Below are 22,211 nucleotides of genomic sequence, written 5' to 3' on the forward strand. Positions count from 1 at the left end.
ATCCGCGCTGGATAGGAAGAGCACATGACCGAACTCGGCGCAGTGTTCCGTCCGCAACTCGCCCCCGAGCGGCTTCGATCCGTCGCCCGCATGGCCGACGACACAGGCCTGGAACAACTCTGGCTCTGGGAAGACTGCTTCCGCGAAGGCGGTATCTCCACCGCCGCCGCGGCCCTCGCCTGGACCGAGAACGTACGGATCGGCGTCGGGCTCCTGCCCGTGCCGCTGCGGAACGTCGCCATCACCGCGATGGAGGCGGCCTCGCTGCACCGGATGTTCCCGGACCGGGCGATCATCAGCGTGGGACACGGCGTGCAGGACTGGATGGGGCAGGTGGGGGCGCGGGCCGAGTCGCCGGTGACGTTGTTGCGGGAGCATCTTGTCGCGCTCCGGGCCCTGCTGCGCGGGGAGCGTGTGACCACGGAAGGGCGGTACGTCAAGCTTGACGACGTCGCACTCGACTGGCCGCCGACAGGAAACCCGGTCGGGGTGCTGGCCGGTGCCACCGGGCCCCGTTCGCTGCGGCTCACCGGGGAGGCCGCCGACGGGACCATTCTCACCGCCGCCACCAATGCCGAGGGCGTGCGGAAGGCCCGGCAGCTCATCGACGAGGGGCGGGAGGCAGCCGGGCGTGGGAGCGGGCCGCACCCCGTTGTCGTCTATCTGCTCACCGCCACCGGGTCCGGCGCCGCCGACCGGCTCCGTGCCGAGCTGGCCGACGAGAAGCTCGAGGACGTTCCGGATCTCGGAGTCGCCGGGGACGCCGGTGCCGTCGCGAAGGCCGTCGGGCGGCTGGCCGAGGCCGGGGCCGACACCGTGGTGCTCCAACCGACCGGGGACGAGCCCGACCCGGAGGGGTTCGTCCGGTTCGTCGCGGAGGAAGTGCGTCCGCTCGTTCCCTGAGGCCGGATGGATTCCCTGATGGCTGTGTCAGTGGCAGCTGCCACACTCCGGGCATGAGCGACGACGACGTGGACGTGCGGCTGCGAGCTGTGGTGGAGGCCGATCTGGAGTTCTTCCTGGCATACGAGCATGATCCGGAAGCCGTCCGGCGGTCCAGGTTCACGCCCCGGCCGCGCGACGCGTTCATGCGGCACTGGAAGGCCAACGTCCTCGGGGACGACACCGTCTTCGTGCGGACCGTGATCGTGGACGGAGACGTCGCCGGCAGCGTCGTCGCCTGGTGGGACGGGGACCGCCGCTTCCTCGGGTACTGGCTCGGACGCCCGTACTGGGGACGCGGCATCGGCAGCCGGGCCCTGGCCCTCTTCCTGGAGCGGGAGCGGAACCGGCCGCTGTACGCCGACCCCTTCAGCGGGAACGCCGGCTCCATTCGTCTCCTGGAGAAGCAGGGCTTCCGACGCGACGGCGTCGTCCGGCACGGAGACGACGAGCATGTCGTGCTCGTCCTCTCATGAGACCGCACCGCACCTTCGAGGACCTCGTCGCCGAAGGGGCCTCCGTGCCCACGGAAGGATGGGACTTCTCCTGGTTCGAGGGGCGGGCCACCGAGGCGCGGCCGTCCTGGGGGTACGCGACGTCGATGGCCGCGCGGCTGGGGCGGGCGAGTGCCGTGCTCGACGTTCAGACCGGGGGAGGGGAAGTCCTCGACTTCGCCCTTTCTCATATGGCGCCGTCCCCGCCCCGGCTCGCCGTCGCCACCGAGGGCTGGCCGCCCAACGTCGCCAGGGCGACCGCCCTGCTCCGGCCGCGCGGAGTCGCGGTCGTCGCCGCCCCCGAGGACGCCCCGCTGCCTTTCGCCGACGCTGCCTTCGACCTGGTCGTGAGCCGGCATCCCGTCCGCGCGCACTGGGGCGAGATCGCCCGGGTCCTCCAGCCCGGAGGGACCTATTTCGCCCAGCACGTCGGACCGGCCAGCGTCTTCGAACTCGTCGAGCACTTCCTCGGGCCCCAGCCGGACGACGTACGCGGCGGGCGCTGTCCCGAGCGCGAGCGGGCCGACGCCGAGGCCGCCGGGCTCGATGTCGTCGATCTGCGGGCGGAGCGGCTGCGGATGGAGTTCCACGACATCGCCGCGGTCGTGCACTTCCTGCGCAAGGTCGTCTGGATGGTGCCCGGCTTCACCGTCGAGGCGTACGGGCCGCAGCTCCGCGCGCTGCACGAGCGGATCCGCGCAGAGGGCCCCTTCGTCGCCCACAGCACGCGCCACCTCTTCGACGCCCGAAAGCCGGACTCACCCTCTGCCCGCCACCCCTGATCACGCGTGCGGCCCCACCGTCACCTTCCCCACCACCAACTCGGCCGTCGCCTCCAGCACCTCACCCACCCGCTCCGCCTGCTCGCCAAGCTCCCGTTCCTGCCGGGCCGTCAGCCGGACGAGCGGCTCGACCGTGACGGTCGTATACCGGCCCCGGCGCCGCTGGTGCCACACCCCTGCCGCCACACCGTCGACGAGCAGCACCGGATAGTTGCCCGCCTGGCCGCCCGCGAGGGCGCGCCGGTACGCCTCCCCGGGGAACAGCCGCTCGCGGGGCTGCCCGGCGATGACGTACGCGTCGAAGTAGGGGAGCAGCCGCACACCCCGTGCGGGCCCGTCCGGGAAGTCGGTGTCACCCGCCGCCACCCACGCCGGTGTCCCCTCGAAGTCGACCTCCTCGATACGGCCCGAGGCGGCCAGCTCACCGAACAGGGTCGTGGCCCAGCCGGGCGGTGCCGCGAGCCACTTGGCGAAGTGCTGCGGGGTCGCCGGTCCGTAGGCGTGCAGATAGCGGCGTACGAAGGTGCCCAGCCCATCGGCCGCCGAGTCCGCCGAGTCCGCCGAGTCCGCCGACTCCGCGCGCGGCGGCCGCGTGTACGTCGCCTTGCGACCGCGGTTCGGGCCGAAGCACAGCGTGCCCGCCCAGCCCGCCCGGTGCATCACCTGCCGCCAGCGCGGCCACAGGTCCTGGAACGCCGGCATCACCTTGTCACCGGCCCAGGGGCCCGTGCGGGCGACGATCTCCTCGGTCAGCTCGTCGAGGGTCAGGTACCTGCCGTCGAGTGCGTCACCGATCGCCGTCACGACCTGTCCGGCCTGCTCCTCGCCGAGCCGTACGTCGGGCGGGAAGGGGCTCGGCCCGGCCGGAACCGCCGTCAGGGCGGCCGACCAGAGGGGGAGTTCACGCGCCGGGAGCAGATGGACCGTGCCGCGCGGACCGTACGTCTTGATCAGGGACCGGTCGTCCCAGAGCGCCGTCCGTACGTCCGCCCGCGTCAGGCCGGCCGTCCGCACCCCCACCGAGACTTCGGCCGCCGACAGCACTTGCGCGTGCGCGCCCGCCATCGCGCCGACCACCTCGGAGACCGGCGTGCCGCTCCCGGCCGGCCTGGCCAGGAACTGCCGCTCCGCTCGCCGCGCGCTCGCGGAGTCCCATGTGATCCTTACGGTCGTCGTCATGGGGCGACGTTAGGTGCGAACGAGGACAGAACCTGTCCGCTTGTGCTCTCGCGGGTGGGTCACTCCTTTCACTCACTCCACTTGCGCAACTTCCGTCGATGTTTTTCACATCGTTACCACCGACGGCTCGCGTTCGGTACCGCCGCTCGCGTAAGTTCAGACCAAGGTAATTCGCGTCAGCAAAGCTGCGCGGGCGGTACCGCGCAGAGGAGGGGGCTGCGCGGTGCCAGGGCCTCCCTGTTGAGGCGGCAGCGAAGCCGCTCCGGGGTCAAGTCGGCGTTCGCAGCCGGGTCACCCGTCGGGGGGACGCCGGGGACAACTCGCCGAGCGGACCCCAAGGTGGCTCAAATCCCCCGGATGCCGCCCGGTGGTGCCCGATTTCGCTGCGTATCGGCTGTGTTTCGGTCAAGAACAAGCCACGAACCAGGGCTTCCGCGGGCGTCGCCCCGTCGTCGGGCGGCTCCGGAGAGTAGTTGTGGCACGCCGATGCACGCAGCATCACTTACGAAGGGTTATGGTGGAACCCCCCCTCGGGCCGGTCCGTCTCCCCCCACGGACCGGCCCGATTTTTTTCTGTGCGGGGGCGGGCCGGAACACCGGCCGGAATTCTTCGTTCCGCACCCATGGGCGGCCCGCGGACCCGACGGGGGTAGGCTTCGCCTCCGGGGACTGCCGCACGGGCAGGGACCGCCCGCGGCCACGACCGGGCCGCACATCGCGGCCTGTCCGATCCTTACGGAGGGGCTGACAATCACGTGAACCTGCGCGACAAGCTGCGTGGCCTGCTGGTCAGGCTGTACGCACGCCGGGTGGAAGGTCACCTGGACCACGCTCAGGTGCCCAAGCACATCGGCGTCATCATGGACGGCAACCGGCGCTGGGCGAAGGCCGCCGGTTCCAGCACCGTCGACGGCCACCGGGCCGGTGCCGGGAAGATCGAGGAGTTCCTCGGCTGGTGCAGTGAGACCGACGTCGAGGTCGTGACCCTCTGGCTGCTGTCCACGGACAACTTCGACCGGCCGCAGGAGGAACTCGGCCCGCTGCTCGGCATCATCGAGGACGTCGTCCGCACCCTGGCCGCCGACGGCCGCTGGCGTGTGCACCACGTGGGCACCCCCGACCTGCTGCCCTCCGGGATGCAGACGGTCCTCAAGGAGGCCGAGGAGACCACCGCGCACGTCGACGGGATAGTGGTCAACGTCGCCATCGGCTACGGCGGCCGCCAGGAGATCGCTTACGCCGTGCGGTCGATGCTGCTCGACGCCCAGGAGAAGGGCACCTCGATGGAGGAGCTCGCCGAGGCCGTCGACACCGACATGATCGGGCGTCACCTCTACACGAGCGACCAGCCCGACCCCGACCTGGTGATCCGCACCAGCGGCGAGCAGCGGCTGTCCGGATTCATGCTCTGGCAGACCGCGCACTCCGAGTACTACTTCTGCGACGTGTTCTGGCCGGCCTTCCGCAAGGTCGACTTCCTGCGCGCCATGCGCGACTACGCCGCCCGCCACCGGCGCTTCGGCGGCTGAGCCGTACAACGCTGAACATTTCCGAGGGAGCCGTGCGGCGCCCGGCAGCCGGCTGGGCACCGTGGTCACCGCACGTCGAAACGCTTCCCGGTACCCCTCCGAAGACGCACGTAACACGGAGTTCACCGGCTCGCCGTCATATGCCGTGGCATGGCGACGCTCGTTCGAGGGCATAAGTGAGACAGGCCGACGCCCGAACCACGGGGGTCGGATCCTCAGCGGACGGCACGGGGCCGTCCGCCCGGGAGGCCCTTTGCACCAGCCCGATCGTGCGGTCACAGCACGGATGAAGAGGCGGGAGGGCCGGTTCTCGGCCCGCGCAGGGCGGCCGACGACCGGTCGGGATTTTTCCCACCCCTCCCGGTCCAGCTTCCACTCCGTCGCTCCCCGACCTCATCCGAGGGGGTACGTCCTTCCGTGGTGACCAGCACAAAGCGCCACAAGCCAGACCGGCGCACCTATGTCCTCGACACCAGCGTTCTGCTGGCCGACCCCAATGCCCTGAGCCGCTTCGACGAGCACGAGGTCGTGCTCCCCATCGTCGTGGTGACGGAACTGGAGGCCAAGAGGCACCATCCCGAACTCGGCTACTTCGCGCGGCAGGCCCTGCGTCTGCTCGACGACTACCGGATTCGTCATGGCCGTCTGGATTCCCCGATTCCGACCGGGGATCTCGGCGGAACCGTCCGTGTCGAGCTCAACCACTCGGACCCCAGCGTGCTGCCCAGCGGCTACCGCCTGGGGGACAACGACTCCCGCATCCTCGCGGTCGCCCGAAATCTGCAGGCCGAGGGGTTCGACGTCACCGTCGTGTCGAAGGACCTCCCACTCAGGATCAAGGCGTCGTCCGTAGGCCTCCTCGCCGAGGAGTACCGCGCGGAACTCGCCATCACGGACTCCTCCGGCTGGACCGGAATGTCCGAACTGACCCTGCCCGGCGAGCAGGTGGACATCCTCTTCGAGGAGGGGCACGTCTACGTCCCCGAGGCCGCCGAACTCCCGGTGCACACGGGTCTGACCATCCAGTCGGAGCGCGGCAAGGCGCTCGGCCGGGTCACGCCCGAGGGCAATATCCGTGTCGTGCGCGGGGATCGTGAGGCGTTCGGCATCAAGGGCCGCAGCGCCGAGCAGCGCATCGCGCTCGATCTGCTGCTCGATCCGGACGTCGGGATCGTCTCCATGGGCGGCCGGGCCGGCACCGGCAAGTCGGCGCTGGCGCTGTGCGCGGGGCTGGAGGCGGTGCTGGAGCGCCGTCAGCACCAGAAGGTGATGGTCTTCCGTCCGCTGTACGCGGTGGGCGGGCAGGAGCTCGGCTATCTGCCCGGCTCCGAGGCGGAGAAGATGAGCCCCTGGGCGCAGGCGGTGTTCGACACGCTGTCGGCGGTCACCAGCCGGGAGGTCATCGAGGAGGTCACCGCGCGCGGGATGCTGGAGGTGCTCCCGCTCACGCACATCCGGGGGCGCTCGCTGCACGACGCGTTCGTGATCGTGGATGAGGCGCAGTCGCTGGAAAGGAATGTGCTTCTCACCGTTCTGTCCCGGATCGGGGCCAATTCACGGGTGGTGCTCACTCATGACGTGGCCCAGCGGGACAACCTCAGGGTCGGCCGGTACGACGGTGTCGTCGCCGTCGTCGAGAAGCTGAAGGGCCATCCGCTCTTCGCGCACGTGACCCTGAATCGCTCCGAGAGGTCCCAGATCGCTGCCCTTGTGACCGAAATGCTCGAAGACGGGCAGATCTGACCGTCCCGCCCCAAGCGGTGATGGTTACGCAGTAGTTGGCGCCGTCCGGAAAGGCGAAGAGCCTAGCCGGGCGGCGCCTTCGCGCGTGACAGTTTCCGTTAATCTCCTGGGCCAAACGGGATGTGAGCTTTCACACCCATCACAGAATTGCCTTGCCCCGTCGCGTTACGGCAGAGTCTCACTCCTGTCAGGCCCCGCATACGACACACCTGTACCCCCAGCGGTATGGCACCACAAAGCAACAGCACCAACTGCATAGCGATGTCGTATGCCGCCCGCGCACCACGCGGCACTCCCTCGCGAGGGAGTTGCCCACCGGGCCCGTGCCTCCCGTGACCCGCAGTTGGGGAGGCCAGTGTCAGGGGCACGATTGCGTCCGCGAGGGTCACCGAAGCGGGCGATGCTGGAAGGAAACCGTGTGAGCCGGATCTCGGTCCGGGGATTCGCAGTGGCTTCGGCCACGGCGGTCACCGCTGTCGGAAGCGTCGTCGGTGTTGCCTCGGGCAGCACCGCGCAGAACAACGACGCCGAAGCGACGGCAAACGGCACCACGTTGCTCGCGGACATCCCCTCGGGTCAGCAGGCCCAGGTGCAGACCGCGTCGCTGACGCAGCAGGCCGACGTGCAGGCCATCGCCGCCGACGTGAGCGCGAAGAAGGACGCCGAGGAGGCCGCCCGCAAGGCCGCAGCCGACACGGCGATCGCGAAGAAGGAGGCCGCCGAGAAGGCGGCGAAGGAGGCCAAGGAGCGCGCGGAGGCCAAGGAGGCCGCCGCCAGCCGTTCCAAGGACATCTCCGACATCCCTGTCGCGAGCTCCTACTCGATCGCGCAGATCCAGGCCATGGCGCGGCAGATCGTGCCCTCCGGTCAGTTCCAGTGCTTCAGCAACATCGTGGACCACGAGTCCGACTGGAACTACAAGGCCGTCAACCCCTCCTCCGGGGCCTACGGCATGTTCCAGGCTCTGCCCGGCACCAAGATGTCGTCCGCCGGCGCCGACTGGCGGACCAACCCGGCCACCCAGATCAAGTGGGGCCTCGGCTACATGAACGACCGCTACGGCAGCCCGTGTGACGCCTGGTCGTTCTGGCAGGCCAACAACTGGTACTGAGCCACCCGGCCTTCGGCCGCAGTCATCCTTCGCGCGAGCCCCACACCGTCGTACGGTGTGGGGCTCGCGCGATGTACGGTCGGATCATGTCGCGAGTGCCAGGGTGGCTCGGCCGGCTCGGCGCCGGACTGACCGAGATGAGCGAGCAGTGGAACGAGCGCCGCGCCGAGGCCGAACGCGAGCGCGGCGAAGCCGAGTCCCGGACGCGGTCCGAGGAGCACGTGCCACCGCCCCCGGACTACGCGCCCGACGTTCCCGCCCGGCCCGATCCCGCGCTGGCCGTGCCCTGGGGGGTGCGGGTCGCGGCGGAGGCCGCCTGGCGGCTGCTCATCCTCGCGGCCTCCCTGTGGGTGCTGATGCGGGTCATCAGCGCCGTCCAGTTGGTGGTGCTCGCGTTCGTGAGCGCGTTGCTGATCACCGCGCTGCTCCAGCCGACCGTGGGGAGGCTGCGGCGGCTCGGGGTGCCGCGCGGGCCGGCCACCGCGCTGACCGCGATCCTCGGCTTCGTCATCATGGGGCTGATCGGCTGGTTCGTGACCTGGCAGGTCATGGAGAACATCGACGACCTCTCGGGCCAGATCCAGGACGGCATCGACGAGTTGCGGAACTGGCTGCTGAACAGCCCCTTCCACGTCACGGACAAGCAGATCAACGAGATCGCCGCGAACCTGCGTGAGGCGGTCGGTGCCAACACCGACGCGATCACCTCGGCGGGCCTGGAAGGCGTGACGGTCGTCGTCGAGGCGCTGACCGGGATCCTGCTGGCGGTCTTCTCCACCCTGTTCCTGCTCTACGACGGCAAGCGGATCTGGGAGTGGACGCTGAAGCTGGTTCCGGCGGCGGCGCGACCGGGAGTGGCCGGGGCCGGGCCGGCGGCGTGGCGGACGCTGACGGCGTATGTGCGGGGCACCGTGATCGTCGCGCTGATCGACGCGATCTTCATCGGGCTGGGGATCTACTTCCTCGATGTGCCGATGGCCGTGCCGCTGGCGGTGTTCATCTTCCTGTTCGCGTTCATCCCGCTGGTGGGCGCGGTGGTGTCCGGGGCGCTGGCCGTGGTGGTCGCGCTGGTCACCCAGGGGGTGTTCACGGCCGTCATGACGCTGGTGGTGGTGCTCGCGGTGCAGCAGATCGAGGGCCACATCCTGCAGCCGTTCATCCTGGGGCGGGCGGTGCGGGTGCATCCGCTGGCGGTGGTGCTGTCCGTCGCGTGCGGGGGATGGTGGCCGGGATCGGCGGTGCTGTGGTCGCCGTGCCGCTGGTCGCGGTGACGAACACGGTGGCCGGCTATCTGCGGGCGTATTCACGGGAGTCGGCGCTGCGGCATTCGGTGCGGCCGCGGGGCGCCACGGCGGTGAGCGCCGAGCCGCCTGCCCCGGACCCGCCCGCGGAGCAGCCCGGCTGATCCGGCCAGGACATCAAGGAGGGCATGAAACAGGGCCCCGTCCACCATGCCCAGGGGACGGGGCCCTGCGGTTCATTGACCGCGGGGCGTCGCCCGCGGCCGGGAGCTACTCCGCCAGGACCGCCTCGGCGTCCAGCGTCACGCCGACCGCCTGGATCACGGACGCGATCTTGAAGGACTCCTGGATGACATCGCGGTCGATGCCGGCCTTGCGCAGGACCTGCTCGTGGGAGTCGAGGCACATGCCGCAGCCGTTGATGGCGGAGACCGCGAAGGACCAGAGCTCGAAGTCGGCCTTGTCGACGCCCGGGTTGCCGATGACGTTCATCCGCAGGCCCGCGCGCAGGGTGCCGTACTCGTGGTCCGAGAGCAGGTGGCGCGTGCGGTAGAAGACGTTGTTCATCGCCATCACCGCGGCCGCGGCCTTCGCCGCCGTATAGGCCTCCGGCGACAGGTTCGCCTTCGCCTCCGGCTCCAGCTCGCGCAGCACGATCGGGGAGCGCGAGGCGATGGCCGTGGCCAGCACCGTGCCCCACAGCTGCTGGGCCGGCAGGTCGGAGTTGCCGATGACCGAGCCCAGGTTGAGCTTCAGGTCCTTGGCGTAGTCCGGTATCGCGGACTTGAGGTTGTCGAGGGACATCTCAGATCACTCCCCGGAGAGCAGCGCGACGGGGTCGAGCGTCTCGTCGCCCTTGCTCCAGTTGCAGGGGCAGAGCTCGTCGGTCTGCAGGGCGTCGAGGACCCGCAGGACCTCCTTCGGGTTACGGCCGACCGAACCCGCGGTCACCATCGAGAACTGGATCTCGTTGTTCTGGTCCACGATGAACACCGCGCGCTTGGCGAAGCCGTCCTCGCCCTCGATGCCGAGGTCGCGCATGAGCTCGTGCTTGGAGTCGGCCATCATCGGGAAGGGCAGGTCACGCAGGTCGTCGTGGTCCTTGCGCCAGGCGTGGTGGACGAACTCGGAGTCACCGGAGAAGCCGAGGACCTGCGCGTCGCGGTCGGCGAACTCCTCGTTCAGCTTGCCGAAGGCGGCGATCTCGGTCGGGCACACGAAGGTGAAGTCCTTGGGCCAGGCGAAGACGACCTTCCACTGACCCTCGTAGGTCTTGTGGTTGATCTGCTCGAACTCCGCGCCCTTCTCCAGCGAGACACAGGCGGTCAGGTCGAACTCGGGGAACTTGTCACCGACGGTGAGCACACACTCTCCTTGCAGCGAAGAAACACCCGGATTGCGGGTGTTTCCCATGGGTTGGACTGTGTTGATGTTGGCACAGCCTCGATTGATTACGGAAATAGCTACACTCGGTCGGGTTGATCGGAGGTAGTTATTAGTGACTGTGGGTAATAAGCGCAGGCAGCCCAGCCTCGCGCAGCTTCGTGCCTTCGCGGCCGTGGCCGAGCATCTGCACTTCCGGGACGCCGCCGGGGCGATCGGCATGAGCCAGCCCGCGCTCTCGGGTGCCGTCTCGGCGCTGGAGGAGACACTCGGAGTGACGCTCCTGGAGCGTACGACGCGCAAGGTGCTGCTCTCACCCGAGGGCGAGCGGATCGCCGTACGGGCCAAGGCGGTGCTGGGCGAGGTGGGCGCTCTGCTGGAGGAGGCCGAGGCGGTGCGGGCCCCGTTCACCGGGGTGCTGCGGCTCGGGGTGATTCCGACGGTGGCGCCCTATCTGCTGCCCACCGTCCTGCGGCTCGTCCACGAGCGGTATCCGCAACTCGACCTCCAGGTGCACGAGGAGCAGACCACCAGCCTACTCGACGGTCTCACCAGCGGGCGGCTCGACCTGCTGCTGCTCGCGGTGCCGCTCGGCGTCCCGGGCGTGACCGAACTGCCGCTCTTCGACGAGGACTTCGTGCTCGTCACCCCGCTCGACCACTGGCTCGGCGGGCGCGAGGGCATTCCGCGCCAGGCGCTGCGCGAGCTGAACCTGCTGCTGCTGGACGAGGGGCACTGCCTGCGCGACCAGGCCCTCGACATCTGCCGGGAGGCAGGCCGCGACGACGTGCCGGTCACCACGACCGCCGCGGGGCTGTCCACGCTGGTGCAGCTCGTCGCCGGCGGGCTCGGAGTCACGCTGCTGCCGCGCACCGCCCTCACGGTCGAGACCTCCCGCAGCGACCAGCTCCTCACCGGGTACTTCGCCGACCCGGCCCCCACCCGCCGGATCGCCCTGGCGATGCGCACGGGGGCGGCGCGCGGCGCCGAGTACGAGGAACTGGCGGCCGCCCTGCGGCAGGCACTGCGGCCGTTGTCCGTACGGGTGCTGGAGCAGGACGCCTGACGACCGCGGCGACCGGGCCGGGACGGGGCCGCTACTCGGTGCGCAGCCCGTCCGGCCGCATCAGCCTCAGCAGCGGCGGCAGGCTCAGCAGCGTCACCACGAGGACGACGCCCGCGCCGATGCCGGTCATCGACAGCACACTCGGCCAGTCCACCCGGACCGACGTGTTGGTCATCCGCAGCAGGACCGCGCCCAGGGCGATGCCCACCGTCGCGGCGAGCAGCAGGCCGAGACCGATCGGGATCGCCGTCTGCCACAGCACCGACAGGCTGAGGGTGCGGCGCCGGGTACCGACGGCGACCATCGACGACAGCAGCTTGCGGCGTTCGCGCAGCTGCTCCAGCTGCGAGACCAGCAGGCTCGCCCCGATCAGCGCGAGCACGCCGGCGGCGCCGACGGACAGGCCGGTGCGGATGGTGTCGTAGCGTTCGTTGCTCTCGGTGCTCTGCCAGGTCATGGGCTGGACCGCCGGGTCGAGCCGCGCGGCCGTGTTGCGCACGTGGTCGTAGGCGTCCGGCGCGGAGAGGTCCAGGTTCAGGAAGAGCTCCGTGGAGGTCAACGCTCCGAGCTTCTCGGGCAGCGCGCCGGGGGTGACCAGGATGCCGCTGCGCTCGAACCCGGTGGGGTCCTCGCGGGGCTGGGCCCGCCGGATGCCCTCGGGCACGGTCCAGGAGATCCGGCCGTCGTCGGAGCGGGCGGCGTCGCCGTCCAGTTCTGGCCACAGGGTCGTGCCGGGCTTGGACAGGTGGCCGCTCTCGCTGTCGTACTCCGAGCCCTTGACCGCGAAGACGTCACCGTCGCGGCAGGACGGGAGCGTGGCCACCTCGCGCAGCGACGCGCAGTCGGCCATGGTGACCTGGACGGTGGACTCCGCCTCGCCGCGCCGGTCGCCGAGATAGACATCGGACAGTGTGGTGACCTTGCGTACAGTCTCGGTGTCGCGGTACTTCCCGGCGATGGCCGCGGTGTCGGCGTCGTCCGGCACGTTGACGCTCATCTGGGCCCGGGAGACGTCGTACTGCGATGCCCTGGTGTAGTTGCCCTCCACCCCGGCGAACAGCATCTGCAGGGCGATCGCCCCGGCCACCGCCACCGCGATGCCGTTGACCATCCGGGCCGCCGTGCCACTGCTCAACTGGAGCCTGCGCACGGCCAGCTGCCAGGCGATCCCGCCCGAGCCGAGCCGGGCCACGACCCTCTCCACCACCCAGGGGAGCAGCGCCGTGACGCCGACGAGCAGGAGCATCACGCCGCCGACGACGAGGTACTGGTTGAAGTTCCCGCCGTCGTCGCCCTGCCCGATCATCGGGTAGAGCAGCGCGAGCCCGCCCAGTGGCAGCAGCAGCCGCCACCACAGCCGGCGCCGCGCCGGCTTGGCCGTGCGCACCACGCCAAGAGGCTCGATGACCACCCCGCGCAGGGCCAGGATCGTCACCAGGACCGCGGCCGCCGGCACCGCGAGCGCGACCAGGACGGCCAGCAGGGGGAGGGGTTCAGATAGCTCGGGAACACGCTGACGTGGAACACCTCCAGGGAGGCCGCCAGCTCGCGTCCGAGCAGGAAGAACCCGGTGCCGAGGACGAGCCCCAGCACGGACCCGGCGAGTGCCTCGCCGGCGGCGATCCGCCGGGTCGTCCGGCTGTCGGAGCCGACCAGCCGTAGCGCCGCCAGCCTGCGGTCACGCCGCTCGCCGCCGAACCGCACGGCAGCGGCGATGAACACGGCGACGGGCATCAGCAGCACCACGAACACGACCAGGACCAGCAGGAGCAGCACCGGGTCCCAGCGGTCGGACGACCGCAGATCGTCGTTGCCGAAGCTGTCGATCCGGGCCCCGCTGGCGAGGCCGTCCAGCTGCTTGATGAGCCCCTTGCCGCCCGCGAAGTAGGCGAGTTCCTGGGAGCCGACGAGCCCCTGCTCGCCGATGGTGCCCGAGATGCGGTAGTCCAGCCGCTCCCGCAGCAGCTTGCCCTCGTCGGAGGCGAGCAGCTCCTTCAGCGCGGGGGAGACGACCATCTCGCCCGCCGCGGGAAACTCCGAAACGCCCGGCGGCAGCGGGGCCTTCGGGCCCTCCGGCTCCATCAGACGCCCGCGGACGTCCAGATCGCGGAAGGTGGTGTCCGCGTCCAGGATGACCAGCGTGTTGCCGGCCTTCGGTATCTTCTGCTGGCTGAAGGTGTGGTCGCTGCGCGCCTCCTCGCGCCGGTCCCGCTCCGCGAGCGCGTTCGGGATGGCGGTGGTGAGCAACAGCAGGGCCACCCCGAGCCCGACGCCGACGGCCGTGAGCAGCGCCCGGGTCCAGCCCTCGCGTCCGCCGGCGAGGGCGAACCGGGTCCCCATGGCGAGGTCCCGGATCCACTGCCTGACGCTCATACGACGCGCTCCATGTCCCGGGACTTCCCGTCCCGTACGACGATCTCGCGGTCGGAGTAGGCGGCGACCCGTGCCTCGTGCGTGACGAGCACCACGGCCGCGTTGGTGGACCGGGCGGCCTCGGTGAGCAGTTCCATCACACGCTCGCCGTTGAGCGAGTCGAGTGCGCCGGTCGGTTCGTCGGCGAAGACCACCCGCGGCTTCGTCACCAGCGAGCGGGCGACGGCGACCCGTTGCCCCTGACCGCCGGAGACCTCGCCGGGCCGTTTCTTGCGCAGGTCGTCGACTTCGAGACGCTCCATCCACGCCAGCGCGGTCCGTTCGGCCTCCTTGCGGGACGTCCCGCTCAGCCGCAGCGGGAGCGCGACGTTCTCCACGCAGGTGAGTTCCGGCACGAGCTGGCCGAACTGGAACACGAACCCGAACTCGGAGCGTCGCAGCGCACTGCGCTCGGCGTCGCTCATCGAGGTCACCTCACGCCCGTTGTACGTGATCGAGCCGGAGTCGGGCATCACGATCCCGGCGAGGCAGTGCAGCAGCGTCGACTTGCCCGAGCCGGACGGGCCCATCACGGCGACGACCTCGCCCGGGTGGATGGAGAACTCGGCGCCGTCGAGCGCGGTGGTCGGGCCGTACGCCTTGCGCAGGTCCTGCGCGGTGAGGAGCGAACCAGCGGGAATGGTCATCGGGCCACCGCCTCACGGAGCTTGTCCAGACGGGCCGCGGTCAGTTCCAGCCAGCGCAGGTCGGCCTCCAGGTGGAACAGGGCGTGGTCACAGATGAGCTGGTCGGCCAGGTCGCCCTTGCGCTTGCGGTCGGTGAGGATCCGCATGCTGCGCAGGTGCTCGGAGCGCTGGGTGTCGAGGATGTCGGCGGCGTCGCGGTGGGTGAGCAGCGCGAGGACGACCTTGGTGTAGAGGGTCGACTGGAGGTACGGCTCCGGCTTCTCCGGCGTCGCGAGCCAGCGCTCGACGTCGGAGATGCCGGCCTCGGTGATCGCGTACCGCTTGCGCTCGGGCCCGCCGCCCGCCTCGATGCCGTCGACCTCGACGAGCCCGTTCTTCAGCAGACGGGACATCGTCGAGTAGACCTGGCCGTAGTGGAGCGGCCGGTCGTGACCGAACTTCTCGTCGAAGGCCCGCTTCAGGTCGTAACCGTGCCGCGGGCCGGACTCAAGGAGCCCCAGGAGAGTGTGACCGATGGACATGTGAGCACTCTACATATCGTGTATACGCAGTATGTATACGCGGGGTGTGCAGTCCATGGCGGGCGGTGCGGTCGCGCAGGTCGGGGGCTGTTGTCACGGTTCCGCAACAGGCTCAGGCCGGTGGCGGGCCAGGCGGGGGTTCGGGAGAGGAGCCCCCGGGCGGCCGCCCGCGCCGGGGGATGGGACCGGTCTCGCGAGGCAGGCGCCCCGTCTCGGCCAGCGCCTTCCGCAACAGGAACTCGATCTGGGCGTTCGCCGACCGCAGCTCGTCCCCGGCCCACCGCGCCAGCGCCTCGTACACCGCCGGGTCCAGCCGCAGCAGCACCTGCTTGCGCTGCTGCTGCGGCCGGCGCTGAGGGCCCGGACCCTCGGAAGGTGCAGTCACTGGTAGAGGGACCCCGTGTTGAGGACCGGCTGCGCGGCGCGGTCCCCGCACAGCACCACCATGAGGTTGGAGACCATCGCCGCCTTCCGCTCGGAGTCCAGCTCCACGATGTCCCGCTCGGTGATCCGGGCGATCGCGGCCTCCACCATGCCGACCGCTCCGTCCACGATCTGCCGCCGGGCCGCGACGACCGCGCCCGCCTGCTGCCGCTGGAGCATCGCCGAGGCGATCTCGGGGGCGTACGCGAGGTGGGTGAAGCGTGACTCGATGATCTGCACCCCGGCCGCCTCCACGCGCGCGTGCAGTTCTACGGCGAGCTTCTCGGTGATCTCCTCGGCGTTGCCGCGCAGCGAGAGGCCGTCCTCCTCGTGCGCGTCGTAGGGGTACTCGATGGCGATGTGCCGCACGGCCGCCTCGGTCTGGGTGGAGACGAATTCGACGTAGTCGTCCACCTCGAAGGTGGCCTGGGCGGTGTCCTCGACCCGCCACACCACGACCGCGGCGAGCTCGATCGGGTTGCCGTAGGCGTCGTTGACCTTCAGGACGGCTGTCTCGTGGTTGCGGACCCGGGTCGAGATCTTCGTGCGCGAGGTGAGCGGGTTCACCCAGCGCAGGCCGTCCTGGCGGATCGTCCCCCGGTAGCGGCCGAAGAGCTGGACGACACGGGCCTCGCCGGGCGCCACCATGTTCAGCCCGCACATGGCCAGGAACGCCGCGAGCGCGACCAGGATGCCGCCGACGATCAGACCGGCCTTCGCGCCGGTCCCGTCCACCGCCGTGGCGGCCGCGACCAGCCCGGCACCGGCCAGCAGTCCGAGCAGGCCGAGGAGCAGGGCGAGCCCGCCGCCGATGCTGTGCGCGGTGAACTCCCGTACGCGTGGGGCCGGCATCTCGGGTACGTCGGCGGTGATCTGCGCGTCAGGTGTGGACATGGGTGATCCCCCGTTCATTCCGCGGAGCCATCCTGCATAGCGTCCGTCTATCTAAGTGATATCACTTTATCGCGTCCTGGCAACCCTTCGGGTGTCTCGAACGTCGGTTCCGTTGGGATGGGTGCTGATTGTCACGTCCGCAAAGGGCTGGATCGGCAGCCCTATCTCTTATCTCCCGGTGTTAGCTTTCTGAGCTGACCTGAGCGGCGAACCTGTGTGACACACGAGCACACATGAACGAAGCGGAGCGGATCGGACCCATGGGACGAGCGGAAGAGAGACGCGCCCGACAGCGCGGTGGGCGCCGGGCGGCACCCAAGAGCCACCGTTCGTCGGGCGTGGCCGGGAAGAGCGGCATACGCAGGCTCTTCACCTGGAAGAAGATCCTCGGCACCTTCTTCGGTCTGTGCCTGCTCGGCATGGGGGCCTTCATCGTGCTGTACATGGTGATCGACATCCCCGAGGGGAACGCCGACGCCAAGCGCCAGAGCAACATCTACAAGTACGGCGACGGTTCGATCATGGCCCGCGACGGCAAGGTCAACCGCGAGGTCGTCGACCTGTCCAGGGTCCCCAAAGAGGTCCGGAAGACCTTCGTCGCGGCCGAGAACAAGACCTTCTACAAGGACGCCGGTGTCGACCTCAAGGGCACCGCCCGCGGCGTGTTCAACACGCTCGCCGGCCGCGGCTCGCAGGGCGGTTCGACGATCACTCAGCAGTACGTCAAGAACTACTACCTGACGCAGGAACAGACCGTCTCGCGCAAGCTCAAGGAACTGGTCATCTCGCTGAAGCTGGACCGGGAGAAGTCCAAGGACTACATCCTCGCCGGCTACATCAACACCAGTTACTACGGCCGCAACGCCTACGGCATCCAGGCCGCCGCCCAGGCCTACTACCGCACAGACGCCGAGGACCTCTCCGTCGCGCAGGGCGCCTACCTCGCCGCGCTCCTCCAGGCGCCGAGCCAGTACGACTGGGCGGTCGCCTCCGAGGGCGGTAAGAAGCTGGTCAAGGCCCGCTGGAACTACGTCCTGAACAACATGGTCGATGAGGGCTGGCTGAGCCAGTCCGAGCGTGACGGCATGAAGTTCCCGGTGCCGAAGGATCCCAGGCCCGCCCCCGGCATGGAGGGCCAGAAGGGCTATCTGGTCAACTCGGCCAACGCGACCCTGGAGAAGCAGCTCGTCGCCGAGGGAACCGCGAGCAGCCGCAAGGAAGCCGAGGCGATGGTCAACGCCGGCGGCTGGACCATCACGCTGAACATCGACAAGAAGAAGCAGGCCGCGCTGGAGAAGTCCGTCCAGCGGCAACTGAACAGCAAGCTCGACCCCGACAAGCGCAAGGTCGACGGGGACATCCAGGCCGGCGCCGCGTCCGTGAACCCGAAGACGGGCGCCGTGGTCGCGATGTACGGCGGCACGGACTACTTCAAGCACTACATGAACAACGCCACCCGCGCCGACTACCAGCCGGCCTCCACCTTCAAGCCGGTCATCCTGGCCGCGGCCCTGGAGGAACAGGCGAAGACGCAGGACGGCAAGCCGATCGCCGCGAACACGGTCTACGACGGCACGAGCAAGCGCCAGGTCGTGGAGGACGGCAGCAAGGTCGGCTTCGCCCCCGAGAACGAGGACGACCGGAACTACGGGCCCATCAGCGTCCAGACGGCGATGAACAAGTCCGTCAACTCCGTCTTCGCGCAGATGGGCGTCGACGTCGGCATGTCCGAGGTGGTGAAGGTCGCCGGCAAGCTCGGCATGGACACCGAGAACATGCAGGCCGTGCCCGCCCAGACCCTGGGCAGCATGGGCGCGAGCCCCCTGCAGATGGCCGGCGTCTACGCGACCCTCGACAACCACGGCAAGAAGGTCAACCCGTCCCTCGTGAAGTCGGCGGACCACCTGAATCAGACGGTCAGCATGCCCGACCCGATCGGTGAGCAGGTCATCAGTCTCGAAGCCGCCGACTCGGTGACCTCGGTGCTGACCGGAGTGGTCGACGACGGCACCGCGCAGTCCTCCGTACGGAACAACCCCGAGCGCGACGGCCAGCAGGTGGCGGGCAAGACGGGTACGTCCGACAACAACAAGTCGGCCTGGTTCACCGGCTACACGCCGAACCTGGTCACCTCGGTGGGCCTGTTCGGCGAGGACGCCAAGACCCACGCCCAGGTCGCGATGTACAAGGCGGCCGGCAAGCCCCGCCTCGACGGCGGCGACTTCCCGGCCCGGATCTGGGCGGCCTACACCTTCGGCGTCATGGGCGACGTCAGCAAGTTCGACCTGGACACCCAGCAGGGCGCGGCCGTCCAGCCGACATGGACGCCGACGCCCACGCAGTCGGAGACCGAGGAGCCCACGCAGGAGCCGACGACCGAGGAACCGTCGTCGTCCCCGCCGCCGACGACGGAGGAGCCGAGCACCTCGGCGCCGCCGACCCCGTCGACGTCACCGCCGACCTTCACGCCGCCGACGGCCCCGGGGACGGCGTCACCGCCGACCGACGGCGACCCGTTCGACCCGGTCAATCCGGGCGACGACGAGGAGTAGCGGACGCGAAAGGGCGCCCGGCATCATGCCGGGCGCCCTTTCGCCGTGTTGTTCCGTGCGTCAGCCGCGGTTGAGCTCGAACCAGACGACCTTGCCCGTGCTGAGCCGTGTCGCGCCCCAGCGCCGGGCCAGCCGGTTCACCAGGTACAGGCCGCGTCCGCCCTCGTCGGTGGCGCGGGCCTGCCGCAGGCGCGGCAGCTGCGGGACGTCGTCGCCCACTTCGCAGCGGATGACGTCCGTCCGCAGCAGGCGCACGGTGACCGGCCGGGTCGCGTACCGCACGGCGTTGGTGACGACCTCGCTGACCAGCAGCTCGACGGAGTCGCTGAGTTCCTCCAGGCCCCAGCGCTGCAGCGCGCGCCGGGCCAGCCGGCGGGCCCGGCCGGGAGCCGCGTCCTCCGGCTCCAGGAACCAGTACGCCACATCGCTGGGCGCGATCCCGTCGAAGCGGGCGGCGAGCAGCGCGATGTCATCGTCCCGGTCGCCCGGGCCGAGCATGTCGAGCACCTCGTCGCAGAGCGCCTCCAGCGGCGGCGGATGGTCGGGACCGGTGAGCTGCGCGGTCGCGGCGAGCTTCTCGCGCAGCTGCTCGATGCCGGTCCAGACGTCCCTGAGGCGCGACTCCACCAGGCCGTCGGTGTACAGCAGCAGGGTCGCGCCGGCGGGCGCGTCCAGCTCCACCGCCTCGAAGTCGACGCCGCCGACCCCGATGGGGGCACCGGCCGGCACGCGCAGCACCTCGGCGCGGCCGCCCAGGTGGAGCAGGACGGGCGGCGGGTGACCGGCGTTGGCGATGGTGATGCGGTGCGATACCGGGTCGTAGACGGCGTACAGGCAGGTCGCCATGCGGTCCACGCCGAGACGCTGGGCCTGTTCGTCGAGGTGGTGCAGCACCTCCTGCGGCGGCAGGTCGAGGCCCGCGAGGGTCTGGGCGGTGGTGCGCAGCTGGCCCATGATCGCGGCCGAGGTCATGGAGTGGCCCATGACGTCGCCGACGACCAGGGCGACCCGGCTGCCGGGCAGCGGGATCGCGTCGTACCAGTCGCCACCGACGCGTGCCGTCTCCGCCGCCGGCAGATAGCGGGAGGCGAGCCGCACACCCGTCGGGCGGGGCAGCGTCTCGGGCAGCATCGTGCGCTGCAGCTCGTCCGCGATGTACGCCTCGCGTCCGTACAGCACGGCCTTGTCGATGCCCAGGGCACTGTGCGTGGCCAGCTGGGCGGCCACCAGCAGGTCGTCCGGCTCGAAGGCGACGCGTTCCGGGCGGCGCAGGAAGAGAGCGGCGCCGATGACACGGCGCCGGCCGCGCAGCGGGGCGAGGATCGCCCGCTGTCCGTCCGGCACGGCGAACTCGCCGCCCTCACCGAGCAGCTCGGGCAGCGCCGCGCGGGCCGCGGGAGCGTCGGTGAAAACCGGGCGCACGCCCCGCAGGACCTCGGCCAGCGCGCTGCCGGGCCGCACCTCGCACAGCTCGGCGCCGACCGCGTCCAACTCGTCCGGCTCGGGCTGGCCGGCCGGCTGGAAGCCGTTCTCGGTGTCGCGCTCCGCCGGTATCCGGTCGGTGCGGCGCAGTCGCAGCACCAGCGGGCCGGTGGGCCGCTCGTCGCCCACGGGCAGCGGGTCGCGCAGATAGACCAGGATCGCGTCGGAGAAGGTGGGCACGGTGGCCCGGCACAGCCCCATCACGATCTCGTCGAGATCGATGCCGCGGGCGATCCGCCGGGTGGCGGCGCCGACGAACCGGAGCCGGTCGCCGTCCCGCCGCATCGGCGTGGGCTTGCCGGGTGGCAGGCTCTGGCCGCTGCGGCGCTCGGGCCCCTCGGCGTTCGGTACCGGCCGGTCCTGTTCGTCGGCCGGCTGGACCGGAATGCCGTCCGGGGCGGGGCGCGGCCGCGGGGTCTCGCGCTCGGCGGTCTGCTCGGCACCCGGCTGGGAGTGCTCGGAGGCGGGGTCGCTCACGGTGTCCTTGCCCTTGCCGAACGGCGTGGAGGTGCCCGGCTCCGAGGTGCCCGGCGTGGTGTGCGCCGTCGTGACCGGAACGGTGACGTCGCCGCCTGAGCGGCCCTGTACCGGTAAGGCGCCCGAGCCGGGCGTGCGCGCCGGTGTCGAGGTATGCGCGAGCGCCCCGCGGGGATCCGCGGGGTCGATGCCCGTCTGCGGGCGTTCGAAGGAGGTCGGCTGCTCCGTCACGCGTGTCGAATCCGTCCGTCCGGGGCTGCACGCCAGAGGTGCAGGTGGTCCCGCCGAAACTCCGATACCCGGAATACGTGCCCCAGGAACGGAATCCCCGCGTGGTCAGAGGTTGTTTCTGTGCCACCGGCGGACCGTCTGCGGTCCTCAGGGGCCTGCTGATGGCCCCCAGGGCCCGTGGAGCAGGCCCTGCCGGTGTTGCCCTCGTACCCCTCGCTCACGTCCTGCCGCCCCTCGGTGACGATCGGTCAAGCCCAGCGCGTGCTCCGGTAGTTGCGGTGTGCGACCCGCCGCGCGCCCTTGCGGAGGACGATCCTACGTTTCTTGCCCGGGGGCGCATCAAGGGTCTCATGAGGACACATGCGCGGGCGTACGATCCCAGTCCTCCGGCAGTGACGGTACCGCCCAGGACGGATCCGGGCGCCAGTGCTGCCAGCCTTCCGAGAACGGCGGCCCCCACGCGCGGATCACCTCCACCGCGGCCTGCCCCGCCGCTCGTACCTTTTCCACCTGTTGGTCGTCCATCAACCCGTCCCGCCGGGCCTGGGCGAACTCGTCCTCGTCCCGCCAGTGCCAACTGCGGTCCGGATGGACGGAGATGTCCAGGAAGTGGTCCACGGAGTCCACACCGCCCTCCCAACGGGTCAGTGGCTCCTCCAGGTTCACGTACCAGTTCTTGAACTGCCAGCCCGGATCCCAGAACAGCCACACCGACCAGGGCTCGCCGGGCCGGGCCAGCTTCAGGACACCCGTACCGAACCACCGGCCGCGCTGCACGGCGCGCGGCTTGGTGTAGCGCGACTCCAGCGGCTCCAGGTGCACGGGGGTGCCGTCGGCGAGCACGGGCTTCACACATTCGGTGCCGGGCGCCAGCCATACGGCGAGCAGATCCGCGTCGTCCCGTACCACGGTGACGGGACGGGCGATGTGCAGATGCGCGCCGCCGTTCTCCCGGTACCGCCACAGGATCCGGCTCCCGGGCGCCCAGAAGCCTGCCGCACCACCCGTTTCCACGCGTCTCACCGCTCCACCCTCTGCCATGCACAGATATTAGGTGCCATAGGCATACGACGCTGCGGCGCGTGTCGTGGTTCACGCGCCG

General features: G+C 70.3%; 17 protein-coding genes and 2 pseudogenes. 9 read left to right on the plus strand and 10 right to left on the minus strand.

Going from position 1 to position 22,211, the window contains the following annotated elements:
* Positions 1-24: 24 nt before the first annotated feature.
* The 3 genes from ACQEV8_RS28665 to ACQEV8_RS28675 are packed head-to-tail and all read left to right on the plus strand — an operon-like array spanning position 25 to position 2,218.
* On the plus strand, positions 25-903 hold the full coding sequence (locus ACQEV8_RS28665; protein ID WP_432965892.1) for an LLM class flavin-dependent oxidoreductase: 879 nt from the start codon (positions 25-27) through the stop codon (positions 901-903).
* A gap of 53 nt (positions 904-956) precedes the next feature.
* Positions 957-1,418: a GNAT family N-acetyltransferase gene (locus ACQEV8_RS28670; protein ID WP_432965895.1), complete on the plus strand. Its 462-nt coding sequence runs from the start codon at positions 957-959 to the stop codon at positions 1,416-1,418.
* Positions 1,415-2,218, plus strand: a complete 804-nt coding sequence (locus ACQEV8_RS28675) for a class I SAM-dependent methyltransferase (RefSeq protein ID WP_432965898.1) — start codon at positions 1,415-1,417, stop codon at positions 2,216-2,218. The genes ACQEV8_RS28670 and ACQEV8_RS28675 overlap by 4 nt, the downstream gene beginning before the upstream one ends.
* Here ACQEV8_RS28675 and ACQEV8_RS28680 read toward each other — a convergent pair whose 3' ends face one another.
* On the minus strand, positions 2,219-3,397 hold the full coding sequence (locus ACQEV8_RS28680) for a winged helix DNA-binding domain-containing protein (RefSeq protein ID WP_432965901.1): 1,179 nt from the start codon (positions 3,395-3,397) through the stop codon (positions 2,219-2,221).
* Positions 3,398-4,152: 755 nt separating this feature from the next.
* Between ACQEV8_RS28680 and ACQEV8_RS28685 the strand changes: the two genes are divergently transcribed.
* The 4 genes and pseudogenes from ACQEV8_RS28685 (at position 4,153) to ACQEV8_RS28700 (ending at position 9,185) form a co-directional block, all read left to right on the plus strand.
* Positions 4,153-4,926: an isoprenyl transferase gene (locus ACQEV8_RS28685; RefSeq protein ID WP_432965904.1), complete on the plus strand. Its 774-nt coding sequence runs from the start codon at positions 4,153-4,155 to the stop codon at positions 4,924-4,926.
* A 417-nt stretch (positions 4,927-5,343) separates the two neighbouring features.
* Positions 5,344-6,669: a PhoH family protein gene (locus tag ACQEV8_RS28690; protein WP_189722994.1), complete on the plus strand. Its 1,326-nt coding sequence runs from the start codon at positions 5,344-5,346 to the stop codon at positions 6,667-6,669.
* Positions 6,670-7,087: 418 nt separating this feature from the next.
* Positions 7,088-7,780, plus strand: a complete 693-nt coding sequence (locus ACQEV8_RS28695) for a transglycosylase SLT domain-containing protein (RefSeq protein WP_432965908.1) — start codon at positions 7,088-7,090, stop codon at positions 7,778-7,780.
* Positions 7,781-7,866: 86 nt separating this feature from the next.
* Positions 7,867-9,185: pseudogene (locus tag ACQEV8_RS28700) on the plus strand (AI-2E family transporter).
* A 106-nt stretch (positions 9,186-9,291) separates the two neighbouring features.
* On the opposite strand, the gene ACQEV8_RS28705 reads toward ACQEV8_RS28700, so the two are convergent.
* Complete coding sequence (locus ACQEV8_RS28705) at positions 9,292-9,825, minus strand: alkyl hydroperoxide reductase (protein WP_382590113.1); 534 nt, start codon at positions 9,823-9,825, stop codon at positions 9,292-9,294.
* Between the two features lie 6 nt (positions 9,826-9,831).
* Positions 9,832-10,386: a peroxiredoxin gene (locus ACQEV8_RS28710; protein WP_189722998.1), complete on the minus strand. Its 555-nt coding sequence runs from the start codon at positions 10,384-10,386 to the stop codon at positions 9,832-9,834.
* Positions 10,387-10,519: 133 nt separating this feature from the next.
* On the opposite strand from ACQEV8_RS28710, the gene ACQEV8_RS28715 reads away from it, so the two are divergent.
* Positions 10,520-11,470 (plus strand): LysR substrate-binding domain-containing protein, encoded by a 951-nt coding sequence (locus tag ACQEV8_RS28715; protein WP_432965913.1) that lies wholly within the window; start codon positions 10,520-10,522, stop codon positions 11,468-11,470.
* Positions 11,471-11,501: 31 nt separating this feature from the next.
* Here ACQEV8_RS28715 and ACQEV8_RS28720 read toward each other — a convergent pair.
* The 5 genes and pseudogenes from ACQEV8_RS28720 to ACQEV8_RS28740 form a co-directional block, all read right to left on the minus strand.
* A pseudogene (locus ACQEV8_RS28720) lies at positions 11,502-13,843 on the minus strand (ABC transporter permease).
* Positions 13,840-14,529 (minus strand): ABC transporter ATP-binding protein, encoded by a 690-nt coding sequence (locus ACQEV8_RS28725; protein WP_432965916.1) that lies wholly within the window; start codon positions 14,527-14,529, stop codon positions 13,840-13,842. Before ACQEV8_RS28725 ends, ACQEV8_RS28720 begins: the two are co-directional and overlap by 4 nt.
* Entirely contained in the window at positions 14,526-15,050 is a 525-nt protein-coding gene (locus tag ACQEV8_RS28730; RefSeq protein ID WP_432965919.1) for a PadR family transcriptional regulator, read from the minus strand. Before ACQEV8_RS28730 ends, ACQEV8_RS28725 begins: the two co-directional genes overlap by 4 nt.
* Positions 15,051-15,162: 112 nt before the next feature.
* The gene (locus ACQEV8_RS28735) at positions 15,163-15,435 is read right to left on the minus strand and encodes a hypothetical protein (protein ID WP_432965922.1); all 273 of its coding nucleotides are present in this window, start codon (positions 15,433-15,435) and stop codon (positions 15,163-15,165) included.
* Positions 15,432-16,367 carry an SPFH domain-containing protein gene (locus ACQEV8_RS28740; protein WP_432965925.1) on the minus strand — a complete coding sequence of 312 codons (936 nt, stop codon included), beginning with the start codon at positions 16,365-16,367 and terminating at the stop codon, positions 15,432-15,434. Before ACQEV8_RS28740 ends, ACQEV8_RS28735 begins: the two co-directional genes overlap by 4 nt.
* Positions 16,368-16,627: 260 nt before the next feature.
* Between ACQEV8_RS28740 and ACQEV8_RS28745 the strand changes: the two genes are divergently transcribed.
* Positions 16,628-18,919, plus strand: a complete 2,292-nt coding sequence (locus ACQEV8_RS28745) for a transglycosylase domain-containing protein (protein WP_432965928.1) — start codon at positions 16,628-16,630, stop codon at positions 18,917-18,919.
* Between the two features lie 60 nt (positions 18,920-18,979).
* On the opposite strand, the gene ACQEV8_RS28750 is transcribed toward ACQEV8_RS28745, so the two are convergent.
* On the minus strand, positions 18,980-21,109 hold the full coding sequence (locus ACQEV8_RS28750; protein ID WP_432965931.1) for a SpoIIE family protein phosphatase: 2,130 nt from the start codon (positions 21,107-21,109) through the stop codon (positions 18,980-18,982).
* Positions 21,110-21,457: 348 nt separating this feature from the next.
* Complete coding sequence (fomD, locus tag ACQEV8_RS28755) at positions 21,458-22,150, minus strand: cytidylyl-2-hydroxypropylphosphonate hydrolase (RefSeq protein ID WP_432965934.1); 693 nt, start codon at positions 22,148-22,150, stop codon at positions 21,458-21,460.
* Positions 22,151-22,211: the final 61 nt, after the last annotated feature.

The sequence above is a fragment of the Streptomyces sp. CA-179760 genome, assembly GCF_050937045.1.
In the GTDB taxonomy this organism is placed as follows: Bacteria; Actinomycetota; Actinomycetes; order Streptomycetales; family Streptomycetaceae; genus Streptomyces.

Excerpts from the sequence above, each read along its gene's own strand:
- fomD (WP_432965934.1), bottom strand. The coding sequence starts at position 22,150 with ATGGCAGAGGGTGGAGCGGTGAGACGCGTGGAAACGGGTGGTGCGGCA.
- ACQEV8_RS28665 (WP_432965892.1), top strand. The coding sequence starts at position 25 with ATGACCGAACTCGGCGCAGTGTTCCGTCCGCAACTCGCCCCCGAGCGG.
- ACQEV8_RS28725 (WP_432965916.1), bottom strand. The coding sequence starts at position 14,529 with ATGACCATTCCCGCTGGTTCGCTCCTCACCGCGCAGGACCTGCGCAAG.
- ACQEV8_RS28675 (WP_432965898.1), top strand. The coding sequence starts at position 1,415 with ATGAGACCGCACCGCACCTTCGAGGACCTCGTCGCCGAAGGGGCCTCC.
- ACQEV8_RS28680 (WP_432965901.1), bottom strand. The coding sequence starts at position 3,397 with ATGACGACGACCGTAAGGATCACATGGGACTCCGCGAGCGCGCGGCGA.
- ACQEV8_RS28670 (WP_432965895.1), top strand. The coding sequence starts at position 957 with ATGAGCGACGACGACGTGGACGTGCGGCTGCGAGCTGTGGTGGAGGCC.
- ACQEV8_RS28745 (WP_432965928.1), top strand. The coding sequence starts at position 16,628 with ATGGGACGAGCGGAAGAGAGACGCGCCCGACAGCGCGGTGGGCGCCGG.
- ACQEV8_RS28740 (WP_432965925.1), bottom strand. The coding sequence starts at position 16,367 with ATGTCCACACCTGACGCGCAGATCACCGCCGACGTACCCGAGATGCCG.
- ACQEV8_RS28705 (WP_382590113.1), bottom strand. The coding sequence starts at position 9,825 with ATGTCCCTCGACAACCTCAAGTCCGCGATACCGGACTACGCCAAGGAC.
- ACQEV8_RS28730 (WP_432965919.1), bottom strand. The coding sequence starts at position 15,050 with ATGTCCATCGGTCACACTCTCCTGGGGCTCCTTGAGTCCGGCCCGCGG.